The 13,878-nt window shown below is 72.7% G+C and carries 11 protein-coding genes; 7 read left to right on the top strand and 4 right to left on the bottom strand.

Going from position 1 to position 13,878, the window contains the following annotated elements; genetic code table 11:
• Positions 1–69: 69 nt before the first annotated feature.
• Together ACFYW5_RS11545 and ACFYW5_RS11540 are read left to right on the top strand one after the other, a co-directional pair.
• Complete coding sequence (locus ACFYW5_RS11545) at positions 70–270, top strand: hypothetical protein (protein ID WP_389416733.1); 201 nt, start codon at positions 70–72, stop codon at positions 268–270.
• Between the two features lie 31 nt (positions 271–301).
• Positions 302–1,543 carry an amidohydrolase gene (locus ACFYW5_RS11540; RefSeq protein ID WP_389416732.1) on the top strand — a complete coding sequence of 414 codons (1,242 nt, stop codon included), beginning with the start codon at positions 302–304 and terminating at the stop codon, positions 1,541–1,543.
• 23 nt (positions 1,544–1,566) lie between these two features.
• Here ACFYW5_RS11540 and ACFYW5_RS11535 read toward each other — a convergent pair whose 3' ends face one another.
• On the bottom strand, positions 1,567–2,619 hold the full coding sequence (locus ACFYW5_RS11535) for a hypothetical protein (protein WP_389416731.1): 1,053 nt from the start codon (positions 2,617–2,619) through the stop codon (positions 1,567–1,569).
• A gap of 52 nt (positions 2,620–2,671) precedes the next feature.
• Positions 2,672–3,862, bottom strand: a complete 1,191-nt coding sequence (locus ACFYW5_RS11530; protein WP_389416730.1) for a PP2C family protein-serine/threonine phosphatase — start codon at positions 3,860–3,862, stop codon at positions 2,672–2,674.
• Between the two features lie 114 nt (positions 3,863–3,976).
• On the opposite strand from ACFYW5_RS11530, the gene ACFYW5_RS11525 reads away from it, so the two are divergent.
• On the top strand, positions 3,977–4,423 hold the full coding sequence (locus ACFYW5_RS11525; RefSeq protein ID WP_389416729.1) for a hypothetical protein: 447 nt from the start codon (positions 3,977–3,979) through the stop codon (positions 4,421–4,423).
• A gap of 58 nt (positions 4,424–4,481) precedes the next feature.
• Here the strand turns inward: ACFYW5_RS11525 and ACFYW5_RS11520 are convergent, their stop codons facing one another.
• On the bottom strand, positions 4,482–5,018 hold the full coding sequence (locus ACFYW5_RS11520; protein ID WP_389416728.1) for an SH3 domain-containing protein: 537 nt from the start codon (positions 5,016–5,018) through the stop codon (positions 4,482–4,484).
• A gap of 153 nt (positions 5,019–5,171) precedes the next feature.
• Here ACFYW5_RS11520 and ACFYW5_RS11515 point away from each other — a divergent pair, with 153 nt between their 5' ends.
• Positions 5,172–6,017: a hypothetical protein gene (locus ACFYW5_RS11515; RefSeq protein ID WP_389416727.1), complete on the top strand. Its 846-nt coding sequence runs from the start codon at positions 5,172–5,174 to the stop codon at positions 6,015–6,017.
• A 76-nt stretch (positions 6,018–6,093) separates the two neighbouring features.
• Positions 6,094–8,034: an FUSC family protein gene (locus ACFYW5_RS11510; RefSeq protein ID WP_389416726.1), complete on the top strand. Its 1,941-nt coding sequence runs from the start codon at positions 6,094–6,096 to the stop codon at positions 8,032–8,034.
• A 78-nt stretch (positions 8,035–8,112) separates the two neighbouring features.
• Here the strand turns inward: ACFYW5_RS11510 and ACFYW5_RS11505 are convergent, their stop codons facing one another.
• A complete protein-coding gene (locus tag ACFYW5_RS11505; protein ID WP_389416725.1) occupies positions 8,113–10,179 on the bottom strand; it encodes a PhoX family protein in 2,067 nt (688 codons plus the stop codon).
• Positions 10,180–10,415: 236 nt separating this feature from the next.
• On the opposite strand from ACFYW5_RS11505, the gene ACFYW5_RS11500 reads away from it, so the two are divergent.
• A complete protein-coding gene (locus ACFYW5_RS11500) occupies positions 10,416–11,933 on the top strand; it encodes a VWA domain-containing protein (RefSeq protein WP_389416724.1) in 1,518 nt (505 codons plus the stop codon).
• A 136-nt stretch (positions 11,934–12,069) separates the two neighbouring features.
• A complete protein-coding gene (gene metG / locus ACFYW5_RS11495; RefSeq protein WP_389416723.1) occupies positions 12,070–13,794 on the top strand; it encodes a methionine--tRNA ligase in 1,725 nt (574 codons plus the stop codon).
• The last annotated feature ends 84 nt before the right edge of the window (positions 13,795–13,878 follow it).

Below are 13,878 nucleotides of genomic sequence, written 5' to 3'. Positions count from 1 at the left end.
CGGGAATTAAGCCTGCTTACCGGAACCGCTTAATACATCGCGTCCATACATCGCTGTTGCGAGGTCGCCGTGCTCGAACGCACCAGCACCACCGAGCGTTACGCCCGAGGCGTCGCCGCCGCCGTGGTGGCGGTGGCCGCGCTGACCCTGGCCGCGAACGCCGGTCCGGCGAGAGCCGCGGAGCCGGTCCGGGAACCGGGGGCGGTGTGTCCGATGGCGGCGGAACCGCGTCACATAGCCGGGAGTGACCACCCGGCTGCGCACAGGTGACGGACGTCATGAGGTCTGACAGGCTGAAGCCATGACCTCCCCCGCCGCTCGTGCCGCGCTGGATCTCACCTCCGATCTCCCCGTCACCGGCCTCGAGGACTTCTACCGGGACCTGCACCGGCACCCGGAGCTGTCCTTCCGGGAGCACCGCACGGCGGTCCGGCTCGCGGCGCGGCTGACCGCGGCGGGGTTCGAGACGGCCGAGGGGATCGGCCGTACCGGCGTCGTGGGGCTGCTGCGCAACGGCGAGGGGCCCACCGTCCTGCTGCGCGCCGACATGGACGCCCTGCCCGTCGAGGAACAGACCGGCCTGCCGTACGCCTCCACCGTGCCCGGGGTGATGCACGCCTGCGGGCACGACCTGCACGTCACCTGGCTGGCCGGGGCCGCCGAGGCGCTGGCGGCGGGGCGGGACGCCTGGTCGGGGACGCTGCTGATGGTGGGGCAGCCCGCGGAGGAGTACGGCGGCGGGGCGGCGGCGATGGTGGCGGACGGGCTCTACGACCGGTTCCCCCGTCCCGACGTGCTGCTCGGCCAGCATGTGGCGCCGGGTCCGGTGGGCGGGATCGCGCATGTGCCAGGGCTGATCATGTCGGCGACGACGGATGTGGAGATCGTGGTGCACGGGCGGGGCGGGCACGGCTCGCGGCCCGAGACGACGGTCGATCCGGTGGTGACGGCCGCGTTCCTCGTCACGCGCCTGCAGTCCGTGGTCAGCCGGGAGATGGCCCCGCGGGAGCAGGCCGTGCTGACCGTCGGGCGGATCGAGGCCGGTACGGCGGCCAACGTCATCCCGGCCACCGCCCGCATCTCCCTCAATCTGCGGACGCAGTCCGAGGCCGTCCGGGACCGGATGCTCGCGGCGATCCGGCGGATGGCGGCCGGGGAGTGCCTGGCCGCCGGCTGCCCGCGCGAGCCGGAGGTGACGGTGAGCGGGACGTTCGCCGTGACCGTCAACGACGCCGACACCGACCACCGGGTGGCCGCGGCGCACCGCGAGGTCTTCGGCGCCGACGCCGTGTTCGACCCCGGCCCGGCGATGGGCAGCGAGGACTTCTCGCACCTGGCCGTGGGCGAGCTGCCGTACTCCTACTGGTTCGTGACGAGCACCCCGCCCGCGCTCTGGGACGCGGCACCCGGCGACGATGTGCCGGCCCGCTCGGAGTCGGTGCCGAGCAACCACAGCCCGCTCTTCGCCCCCGACCTGGCCACGGTGCCGACGGGGGTGCGGACCCTGGTGTCGGGGGCGCTGTCCTTCTTGTCGGTGGCGTGACTACTTCATCTTCAGGTTCATCTTCACGAGCCGAGCCGCTGCAGCTGCCGCTGGACGTGGTCCAGCGCGCCCTGCCGCTGTCCCGGCACCCGGGTCCGCAACTCGGCCAGCGCGGGCCCCAGTTCACGGGCGAGCGCCGGGTCGTCGATGCGGCCCCACTGGTGGTGGGCCCGGTCCACGGCGGACTCGACGTCCGGGTCCGCCGCCGACTGCCCCGCGGCCAGCCGGGCGGACGCCACCTGGAGCCAGGCACGGCAGCTGCGGACGGCGTCCCCGGCGAACATCGCCAGATCGGCCCGGACTTCGGCCCAGTGCAGGGCCTCGGGCGAGCCCGGCCCGTGGGCGCGCACGGCGCTGCGCTCATGGTGGGCGGCGAGCGCGTCGGCGTCACCGTGCCGGCCGGCGTTCACGGCCTCGGTGATGACGGAGTGGGGGTCCGGCGCGGGGGCGCCGACGGCCCCGAGGACGAGGTCCCCGTACCCCTCCGGGCCCACCCGCGCCCACGCCTGCTGATGCAGCTGCGCCAGCTCCGGCCGCCGGCCGCTGCGCAGAATCGTGGCGACCGCCTTCATGTACGAGGGTGCCGCCACCGTCCGCCGCCGCGGGGGCGGCGCGATCCGGCCGTAGACCGCGCTGGTGCGCCCGCAGTCCAGCGGCTGGGTCCGCAGCAGCTCCCAGGCCGCCGCGTCCGCGTGCAGATCGAGCACCAGGCTGGTGCTGCCGGGCGCGCGCAGCCGCAGCTCCTCCCGGATCCAGTGCCAGGGCAGGGCCGTGTAGCGCACGGTCGACGCGGTCGTGCGGGCCAGCGCCAGGTGCACCAGCCGTTGCCTGCGGTCCAGTTGGAGCTGGCCGGTGAGGAACACGGTGAGCGGACCGGGAGCCGCGGCGGCGGCGCGCAGCCGGGTCAGCACGGCCTGCGGTTCGAGGGGGTCGGCGAGTTCGACGACGTTCGCCGTGTCCGTGCCCGCGAGCACCGCGGGCGGTACCGCCGCGAGGACGGGGAGCACGGACGCCGCGTCCACCAGACAGCCCTTGCCCGCCGGGGCGGCGGCGAGCAGCAGCACGGTTCCGGGCATCGGTCCCTCCCCATCCCCCGTCGATCACGTACGGCAGCACCGTAACGGGCTTTCACCCCGCCCGTCGTACGGCGAACACCGTGGTGTCATCGGCCAGCAGGCCGCCGCAGTGGCGCAGGGTGCCGTCGCGGACGAAGGCGACCAGCAGGTGCGGGTCGGTGAGGCGGGGGTCGGCGGCCACGGCGCGGGCGACCTCGTCGGCGAGCGGGTAGAAGGCGCCGGTGGCGTCCCGGGCCTCGGTGACGCCGTCGGTGGTCAGCAGCACCGTCTCGCCGGGGGCCAGGGCGCAGCGGAGCACCGGGGGCGGGCCCGCGGGGCGGGTCAGTTCACCCAGGCCCAGCGGAAGGGCCTCGCCCGGGGGCAGTTGCCGGACCCCCGAGGGGCCCGCGACCAGGGGCGGGTCATGGCCGAAGACGACCGATTCCAGGGTGCCGGGGTCGTCGGCGGGGAAGCTCAGCAGGACGGCGGTGGCGAAGCGGTCGGCGTCCTCCCGGCCGAGGGCCGCGCAGTGGGCGGCGTGCCGGACCATACGGATCTCCAGGCGTTCGGCGACGGTGGCGAGGTCCGGCTCGTGGTACGCGGACTCGCGGAAGGTGCCGAGCAGGGCCGCGGCCGCCTCCACCGCGCCGAGCCCCTTGCCCTGGACGTCACCGAGGAGGACGCGGGTGCCGTGCGGGCCGGGCTGGATGTCGTAGAAGTCGCCGCCCACCGCCGCCTCGACGTCGGCCGTGAGATAGACGGCGGCGTGGTCCAGGCCGCCCCAGCCCGGCGGCAGCGGACGCAGCACGGTACGGCGGATGGTGTCGGTGACGTCCCGCATGTGCAGCATCCGCCGCTCGCCGCGCACCCGGACGGCGCAGGCCAGCGTGGCCAGGACGCCGCCGATCGCGCAGAGCAGGAAGTCGGCGAGCCCGGCCTGGAACTCCTGCGGCCAGGTGCTGTCCGCGACGAAGTAGGTGGTCGTGGTGAGCACCGCGAACGCGGCGGTGCCCCACACCCCGCAGATCGCCGCGGCGATACCCGGGACGAGGACCACCCAGGAGATGATCCGGAAGTCCCGGGCGGTGTTCCAGTCGGTCGCGACGATCGCGACGAGCAGCAGCAGCGGCGGCACCCAGGTCACGCTCCGGCCGCCCACCCGCAGGATCTGGTGCCGCTGGATACGGTCCGGGGACGCGGTGGCCACAAGCCTCCGGGGGCGAGCCGGGGGACCGCTCACCGGTCTCAGTCCGCGCCCGCTCATGCCGCCAGCGAAACACGCGGCCGTACGCACCGCATCTTCGAGTTGCCAGGCTCCCCGCCTCGGGTGTGCTCTGGAAGCCGGGGGCGGACAAGACCCCAAGGAGGAGGTGCTCCCATGGCTCATGCGGCACCCAGACCCGGCCGGCGAACGACCGGGGTGACGGTCACATCCGACGTCCTCAGCGAGCGCACCCACACCCTCGCGCGGTTCGGCATCCCGGTCGTCCTCGGTCTGGTCTACGGCTACTGGGCCGCGGCCAACCGGCGCGACGGCGGTGAGATCACCGGCTGGAACATCCTGTTCGGCTTCACCACCGCGATCACGTTCATGGTGCTGTGCATCGCGGTGGCCGTGCTGGCGCCCAGGCTGAAGAGGGAGCTGCACTCGCTGACGAAGTCCGCCTTCGCGGGCGCGGCCTTCGGCTTCCTGTACAGCCAGGCCGGCGCCACGGTCCTCAGGTCCGTGACGATGAGCCTGCTGGTCACGGCGGGAGTCTTCGCGGTGTTCTTCTACCGCTACTACACGCACGAGGACGGCGAGGGCAATCCACTGCCCCGCTGACCCCCACGCGTGGGCCCCGGCACTGCTGCCGGGGCCCACGCGCTCCCTCACCTTCCCCTCACCAGCCGCCCAGCAGGCTCCAGCCGCTGGACGACGATCCGGAGGCGCTCCAGCTCCACGAGCCGGACGCGCTCCACGAGCCGGACGCGCTCCAGGAGTCGTTGACGTACGGGTCCTCCCAGTTGGTCCAGGACCCGTCCTTCCATACCGGACAGGGGTCCGCGCAGTTCGGCACCCGTGCCCCGCCGGTGTCGACGAAGGCGGCGCTGGCCCAGCCCTGGGCGCCCTCCAGCCAGTACCAATGCGGGTTGCCGTTGACGCTCTGGCCGCGGACCTTGCACTCCACGCGGTCCTGGCTGCCCGGCGGGAGCCGGTCCACGACGGGCGAGTGAACGGTCGGTTCCAGCCTGACGTTGAGCTTCGTGTGGGAAACGACGGTGCCCCAGATCGGACCGCCATGGCCGCCACCGCCGTGTCCGTCGGCGTAGCTGGGCGGTGCTGCCGCGGCTGCCGTCGCGCCCGCTGTGGCGGCGATCAGGGAGCCGCCGGTGAGCAGGGCCACGGCCAGGGTCCGCAGGGCCGGAGTGGTGCGCATGATCGCCTCCTTCTCCCCAGCACCAGGAAACACCCGTTCGGGTGAACCCTCCACCGGAGAGCCGGGAGCCCAGTTCCCCCAAGGGGTCGGACCGCTCGGCCGGACGGCCGCTCACCGCTGGCGGGCCCGGCCCCGTCCGGCTTGCCTGAAGGCGTGTCCTCCCGGCTGCACAACGCCCTCTCGGCCGCGCTGATCGCGCTGGCCTGCCTCCTGGTGCCGTTCGGCGCGCTGGCCGCCTGGGTGTCGTACGGGCTCGCCGACACCGGCCGGTACGTCACCGCGATGGCACCGCTGGCCGCCGACCCGGCCGTGCGGGACGCGGTCGCGGACACGGTGGGTGACGGGATCGTGCGGGAGACGGACGCCGGGGCGCCGATGCGGCCCTTCGTGCACGACGCGGTGCGGTCCTTCACCGGCACCGCCGCCTTCCGCGCCGCCTGGGACAGCGGCAACCGGGCCGTCCACGACGCGGTCCTGCACGCCGTGCGCGACGGCGGCGAGGGCGAGGTGCGGGTCGATCTCGCCCCGGTCGCCGCCGAGGTGAAGCAGCAACTGGCCGCCGACCACGTGCCGCTGGCGCACCGGATCCCGGTCGAGCACACCGAGATCGCCGTGCTCCCCGCCGGTGAACTGGAGCGGCTGCGCCGGGGGTTGTCCGTGGTGGAGGTCGCCGGATTCTGGCTGCCCGTCACGGCCGCGCTGCTCGCCGTCGCCGGGATCGCCGTCGCCGCCTGCCGCCGTCGCGCGGTGACCGCGACCGCGCTCGGCACCGCGCTGGGCGGCGCGTTCCTCGCCCTCGCCGTCTTCCTGGGCCGCCGGCTGACCCTGGCCGACCTGCCCGACACCGTGCACCGCCCGGCCGCGGAGGCGGTGTACGACGCGCTCACCGCGACCCTGCGCACGGTGTCCTGGCTGCTGGTCGCCGTCGGCCTGGCGGTGGCACTCACCACCTGGCTGATCGCCCGGTACAGGCAGTCTCCGGCGGCGCCCCGTCCTTGAGGACCACCGGGCCGTGCTCGCCGGTGTCACGCCGCACGGGCCCGGCTGATTCCCGCCGTCCGCCCATAATGGGCGCATGTCCCGCGAGTTCCCCATCGGCCTCACCCCTCCCGACTGGCTGGTCCGGAACCTCCAGGCACAGCCGGCCCCCGTCAACCGGGCGGCCGTGGCACGGGCGGCCGTCGCGATGGCGCTGCCGCTCGCCGTCGGACTCGCCGCCGGCGAACCGGCGTACGGGGCGCTCGCCTCCATGGGTGCGCTGTCCGGGGTGATCGGGGACACCGCCGACGCCTACCGCATGCGGCTCCTCAACATCGCCGTACCGCAGCTCTTCGGCGCCGTCGGCATCACCCTGGGCGCGCTGGTGTTCGGGCACGGGTGGCTGGCGGTCGCCGCCGTGACGGCTGTCGCGCTGGTCTCCGGGATGATCTCGACGATCGGCGCGGTGGCCTCCGTGTCGGGGCTGCTCCTGCTGCTGAACTCGGTGGTCGGGGCGGGGCTGCCGATGCCCGGCCCGTGGTGGCTGGCGCCGGTGCTGATGACCGGCGGCGGGCTGCTCGTACTGCTGCTGGCGCTGCTCGCCTGGCCGCTGCGCGGCGGGGTGCCGGAGCGGACGGCGGTGGCGGACACGTACCGCACGGTCGCCGATCTGCTGGCGGCGACGGGCCGGACGGAGTCGTACGACGCCGTGCGGCACACCGTCACCCAGTCCCTGAACCAGTCCTACGACCTCGTCCTCGCCCGGCGCACCCGCCACCACGGCCGCAGCCCCGAACTGACCCGCTTGCTGGCCCAGTTGAACGCGGTGATCCCCATCGTGGAGGCCGCCCCCGCCGCCCACCAGGACGGCAGGCCCCTGCCCCCCGAACTCTCCCAAGCGGTACGGCATCTCGCGCAGGCCGTGGAGACCGGCTTCACCGGCCCGATAGGACTCAGCCTCCCCGTCCCGACGACCGAGACCGGGCGCGCCGTCGACCACGCCCTGCGCCATGCCGCCGACGTGGTCGCCGCCCCCGACGTGGACCCCCGCGGCATCGACGACCGGCTCGGCCGCCCCGCGGCCCTCGGCATCCGGGCCGCCCGCGCCGCCCGCAGCGTTGCCCTGTCCGCCGCCTCCTGGCGCTACGGCCTGCGGCTCGCCCTGTGCATCGGGGTGGCCCAGGTGCTGGTGTCGATCGTGCCGGTGTCGCGCTCCTACTGGGTGGCGCTGACCATCACCTTCGTGATGAAGCCCGACTTCGGCTCGGTCTTCTCCCGGGCCCTGCTGCGCGCGCTCGGCACGGTCGCCGGACTGGTCGTCGCGGCGGCGGTGCTCTCGCAGGTGCCCCGGGGCTGGTGGGACGTGCCGGTGATGCTGCTGCTCGCCCCGCTGATCCCGGCCCTCACGCCGCGCGGCTACGGCTATCAGACCGCGGCCATCACCCCGGTGATCCTGCTCCTGTCCGACACGCTGAACCAGCAGGGCACCGCCCTGCTCCTGCCCCGGCTGGTGGACTCGCTGATGGGCTGCGGCATCGCGCTGGTCGCCGGGTACCTGCTGTGGCCGGAGAGCTGGCACACCCGGGTCGGCGACCGGCTCGCGGAGGCGGTGGCGGCCACCGCCCGCTACGTGGAGGGCGCCTTCGGCGCGGACGCCGTCGACCCGGCCGCCCGCGCGCGGATGCGCCGCGGCCTGTACCGGGATCTGTCCGTCATCCGTACGGAGTTCCAGCGCGCCCTGACCGAACCGCCGCCCACCGGCCGCCGGGCCGCCGCCTGGTGGCCGCTGGTGGTCGCCGTGGAACGGATCGTCGACGCGACGACGGCGGCCCGGGTCCGGGTCAAGCACGGAGCGGTGCCGCCGTCGCAGGCGGAGGTAGTCCAGGTCGCCCGGCAGCTGAGGGAGCTGTCGGAGGGACTGCGGCAGGCGGAGGTGCTGTACGCGGTCCGCACCGACCTCACCGGACCGTCGGGCAGCGTGCTGGAGCCGCTGCGGCAGGAAGTGGCGGCGGCCAGAGCCATCGCCACCCCGCGCTGAGCGGCCGGGCACGGACGGACGCGGCCGCCGCCGCGCCGGTCCGGGCCCGGCCCCGGCTCACCCGCTCACCTGTGCGGGTCAGACGCCGATGTCGCGGCCGTCCTTGCGCCACACGGCCACCACGGACGGGCGGACGTAGGTGCCGGGCCCGTCGGGCCAGGTGGAGGCCGGGGTCTCGACCGTCGCGCCGTCGATCTCGCCCGGGTGCTGCACGGCGACCAGGACGCGGCGGTCCTGGACGATCGGACCGCAGGTCTCGGCGCCCTTCGGCACGGTCAGGAACTGCTTGAGCTCACCGCGCCGGTCGCCGCGCGTGGCGACACCGAACAGGCCGTCGTGCGAGCCCAGCTGGGCGCCGTCGGTGGAGATCCACAGGTTGCCGTACGGGTCGAAGGCGACGTTGTCCGGGCAGGAGATCGGGCTGACCTGGTCCTTCGGGAAGCCCGCGAAGTAGGTCGCCGGGTCGCTGGGGTCACCGGCGACCAGGAACAGGCTCCACGCGAACCGGGTGCTGTCGGCGCGGTTCCAGCGCTCGGTCAGCTCCAGGATCTGGCCGTGCTTGTTGCTGTTGCGCGGGTTGGCCTCGTCGGCGGCGGCGTAGCCGGCCTTGCCGCGGTTGGAGTTGTTGGTGAGGGCGATGTACACCTTGCCGGTGTGCGGGTTGGGCTCGACGTCCTCGGGCCGGTCCATCTTGGTGGCGCCGACCTTGTCACCGGCGAGCCGGGTGAAGACGAACACCTCCTCGGCGGTCATGCCCTCGACGTGGCTGACGGCGCCCTTGGCGGTGGCGGTGGCCAGCGGAATCCACTCGCCGGAGCCGTCGAACTCACCGTCGGCCGGGAGCTTGCCGGTGCCGTCGATCTCGATGGCGGGCGAGTCACCGGTGAGCTTGGCGACGTAGAGGGTTCCCTCGTCGAGCAGCGAGAGATTGTGCTCGCGCACCGCGCGGCCGGCACCCTTCTTCATCCGCTTGGTGCCGACGAACTTGTAGAAGTAGTCGAACCGCTCGTCGTCACCGCTGTAGACGACGGGACGGCCGTCGTGCGTGAGCCGCACGGTGGCGCCCTCGTGCTTGAAGCGGCCGAGCGCGGTGTGCTTGCGCGGCGTGGAGTGCGGGTCGTACGGGTCGAGCTCGACGACATAGCCGAAGCGGTGCACCTCGTTGGGCTCCTGGGCCACGTCGAAGCGCTTGTCGAACAGTTCCCACTTGCGCTCGGTGGCGCCGGTGCCGATGCCGTACCGCTTGTCGGTGGCCCGGCTGCTGTTGGCGAAGTACTGGTTGAAGTTCTCCTCGCCGTGCAGCGTGGTGCCCCACGGGGTGGTGCCGCCGGCGCAGTTGTTGAGGGTGCCCAGGACCTTGGTGCCGGACGGGTCGGCGGAGGTCTTCAGCAGGTCGGACCCGGCGGCGGGGCCGGTGATCCGGAACTCGGTGGTGGCGGTGATCCGCCGGTTGAGGGGGTGCCGGGGAACGGGCTTGAGCTGCCCGTTCTTCTTGTTCCCCTCCACCACGACGGCGGACAGCCCGTGCGCGGCCCAGGCGATCTCGACCTGCTCGCGGGTGGGGTTGGCGGCGTCGTAGCCGCGGAACATCAGGATCTCGTCGGTGTACTCGTGGTTGGCGACGAGGATCTGCCGGTTGTACTCGCCGGGCAGCGGCAGCAGGGCGAGGTAGTCGCAGTTGTAGCCGAACTGCTGGGCCTGCGCCCGGGCGGTCTGCTTCTCCGGGTCGAAGGCGGGCGCGCCGCGCAGAATCGGCTCACCCCAGCGGATGACGACGTTCTGGCCGTAGCCCTCGGGCACGGTGACGGCGTCGGCGGTGTTGGGCGCGACGGCCGTGAAGCGCAGACCCCGGGCACCCTTGGCGGTGCCGGGCTTGCCCGTGCCGGCGGGTGCGGCCTCGGCGGCGGGCGCGGCAGCGACGGTGACGGCGGTACCGGCGGCGGCCGCGGCGGTCACGACGGCGGCGGCACGCATCACGCTACGGCGGCTCAGGGCGCCGGCGATGACGTCGCCGACGTACGGGTTGGCGGTGGTGTTGGGCACCTCGTGGAAACAGGCGTCACCACACCGGAAACGGCAGGTCATGGCGGAACGACCGCCGGGATGGGAACCGTTCGTCCTGATGAGCGGCAGCGGAATGCGCACGTTGTTCTCCCCTTGCTTCCCCTTGGATCCAGCGTGACGGACGGTAGGTGGGCGTTTGTGCGAACGCGGGGACGAGCGATGAACGACGCGTGAACTGGAGGTATCGGTCGCTCGGTTGACACGAGCGACGTGACTCGGGGGAGGGCAGCCGAAGATCATCGCCGGGGGCGGCTAACCTTACGTGTCCGTCCTGGCCAGGGATTGACGGGCTACAACTCATCCGAAGGGTTGCGCACATGGGCATTCTCACTCTCCTGCGGAACGCATTGGGCCGCTCCCGCAAGGGACGCACGGCCGAGGCAGAGGGTGCGGAAGGGACAAAGCCGACCGTGCCGACGCAGCCTGCGCCGACCCCGGCGGCCGACCCCACCCCGACCCCGGCACCGGCGGCTGCCCCCACCACCCAGGTCCCGGAGCCCCGCCCGGCAACGGACGACGAGCACGACCTGGTAGCGGCGGCCTTCGACAACGTCACGGTCCCGAAGCAGACGACCACGTCGGAGACGGCAGAGCCGGAGCCGGCGCCGGAGAAGCCGGTGGTGGTGATCGAGCTCGAGCCGGTGGCGGAGGCGGAGACGCCCGAGCCGGTGACCGAGGCTGAGCCGGTGGCGGAAGCGGAGACGCCCGAGCCGGTGACCGAGGCTGAGCCGGTGGCGGAAGCGGAGACGCCCGAGGCTGAGCCGGTGGCGGAAGCCGAGACGCCCGAGCCGGTGACCGAGGCTGCGCCGGTGGCGGAAGCGGAGACGCCCGAGCCGGTGACCAAGACGCCCGAGCCGGTGACCGAGCCTGAGCCCGAGGCAGCGGCCGAGACGCCCGAGCCGAAGGCGGAGACGGCGAAGCCCGTCGCAGACGAGGAGCCCAAGCCAGTCGTAGCGGCGGAGCCGGTCGCGGAGTCGGAGCAGGTGGCGGAGGAACCCGCGGCCGCCGACGGCGAGGACGCCCCACAGGGGCCACCCGCACCTGACAACGAGACCCGCACGGGTGGTGCGGGTGGGAACAACCCGGCCGAAGGCGAAGCCGAGGCCGAACCGGAGCCCACCCCGCCGGCCCCCGCCACCACCCTCACCCACCTGAAGACCACCGCCCCCAGCCTGGCCACCGCCTACAAGGCAGCCACCACCACCCTCAAGAAGAACAACCTCACCGGCACCCGAGCCAAGGTCCACCTCGTCCTCGACCGCTCCGCCTCCATGCGCCCGTACTACAAGGACGGCTCCGCCCAGGCCCTCGCCGAGCAGACCCTCGCCCTCGCCGCCCACCTCGACCCCGAGGCCACGGTCCACGTCACCTTCTTCTCCACCGAACTCGACGGCACCGGCGAACTCACCCTCACCGACCACGAGAACAAGATCGACGAGCTGCACGCGGCCCTGGGCCGCATGGGCCGCACCAGCTACCACGTAGCGGTGGAGGAAGTCGTCACCCACCACCAGAAGACGACCGCCGACACCGTTGACACCTCCGGCACCCCGGACACCCCCGCCACCCCCGCCACCCCCGCCCTCGTGATCTTCCAGACCGACGGCGCCCCGGACGCGAAGACCCCCGCCACCCAGGCCCTCACCGACGCCGCGAAGAACCACCCCCACATCCACTTCGCCTTCGTCGCCTTCGGGGAGCACGACAACAAGGCCTTCGACTACCTCCGCAAACTGAAGACCGGCAACACGTCCTTCTTCCACGCGGGCCCCACCCCCCGCGAGCTCACCGACACCGAGCTCTACACCGGCGTACTCGCGAACTGGAAGCCGTAACCGAAGCCGAAGAAACCGAACCCGAAAAGACGACGGCCGCCCCCTTCCCACCCCTCAAAACGGGAAGCGGGCGGCCCACCCGTGTCGGCTACGATTTCAAGGTTCGAAAAACAACCGACCCGGGAGCAGCCAAACCATGGCTCGACACCTCATCACCAGCGCCCTTCCCTACATCAACGGGATCAAGCACCTGGGCAACATGGTGGGGTCCATGCTCCCGGCGGACGTGTACGCCCGGTACCTCCGCCAGCGCGGCCACGACGTCCTGTACATCTGCGCCACCGACGAGCACGGCACCCCCGCCGAACTGGCCGCGAAGGAGCAGGGCCTGCCGGTGGCCGAGTTCTGCGCGCAGGCGCACGACGCGCAGAAGGCGGTCTACGACGGCTTCGCGCTGGCCTTCGACTACTTCGGCCGCAGCTCCAGCCCGCAGAACGTGGAGATCACCCAGCACTTCGCCCGCCGCCTGAACGAGAACGGCTTCATCGAAGAGCGCGCCATCCGCCAGGTGTACAGCCCCACCGACGGCCGCTTCCTCCCGGACCGCTACGTCGAGGGCACCTGCCCCCACTGCGGCTACGACAAGGCCCGCGGCGACCAGTGCGAGAACTGCACCCGCGTCCTGGACCCCACCGACCTGATCAACCCGCGCTCGGCGATCTCCGGCTCCACCGACCTGGAGGTCCGCGAGACCAAGCACCTCTTCCTCCTGCAGTCCAAGCTCCAGCACGAGGTCGAGGAGTGGGTCGCCCGCCACGAGGACGACTGGCCCCAGCTCGCCTCCTCCATCGCCCGCAAGTGGCTGAACGAGGGCCTGCTCGACCGCGCCATCACCCGTGACCTGGACTGGGGCGTCCCCGTCCCGGCCGACACCTGGCCGGAGCTGGCGGCGGAGGGCAAGGTCTTCTACGTCTGGTTCGACGCCCCGATCGAGTACATCGGCGCGACGAAGGAGTGGGCGGACGCGGCCCCCGCCGGGGAGACCCGGGACTGGAAGTCCTGGTGGTACGAGGCGGACGACACCGTCCGCTACACCGAGTTCATGGCGAAGGACAACGTCCCGTTCCACACGGTGATGTTCCCGGCCACCGAGCTGGGCGTGCGCGAGCCGTGGAAGAAGGTCGACTACGTCAAGGCGTTCAACTGGCTGACGTACTACGGCGGCAAGTTCTCCACGAGCCAGAAGCGCGGCGTCTTCACCGACCAGGCCCTGGACATCCTCCCCGCCGACTACTGGCGCTACTTCCTGATCGCCAATGCCCCGGAGTCGGACGACTCGTCCTTCACCTGGGAGCACTTCACGGCGACGGTGAACAAGGACCTGGCCGACACCCTGGGCAATTTCGTCAACCGCGTGCTGTCCTTCTCCAAGAAGCGCTTCGGCGAGGACGTCCCGGCCGGCGGCGAGCCCGGCGAGGCGGAGGCCCGCCTCGGCGAGGAGATCGCCCGCCTGCTCGCGGAGTACGAGCAGCAGATGGAGGCCCTCCAGTTCCGCAAGGCCGCGGCCGCGCTGCGCGCGCTGTGGTCGGCGGGCAACTCCTACCTGGAGGAGAAGGCCCCCTGGCTGGAGATCAAGACCGACAAGGACGCCGCGGCCCTGACGCTGCGTACCGCGATGAACCTGATCCACCTGTACGCGGTGGTCTCGGAGCCCTTCATCCCGGCGACCTCGGCGGCCATGCGCCAGGCCTTCGCGCTCGCCGACGACACCGCCGCCTGGGTCTCGGCGGACGAGGCGAAGTCCCTGACCTCCGTCCCGGCCGGCACGCCCTTCACGGTCCCGCCGGTGCTGTTCGCCAAGCTCACGGACGAGGACCTGCAGACGTACAAGGAACGCTTCGGCGGGGACACAGCCGCGTAACAGCCCTTCTCGGACCCCTCACTCACCAGATATATCTGGCCAAGATCACATCGCCGGTCAAGGCCGTGTGACATTCGAGTGGGG

It is taken from the genome of Streptomyces sp. NPDC002779 (genome assembly GCF_042888685.1).
Lineage (GTDB): Bacteria > Actinomycetota > Actinomycetes > Streptomycetales > Streptomycetaceae > Streptomyces.
This window is presented reverse-complemented; position numbering and strand designations above follow the sequence as displayed.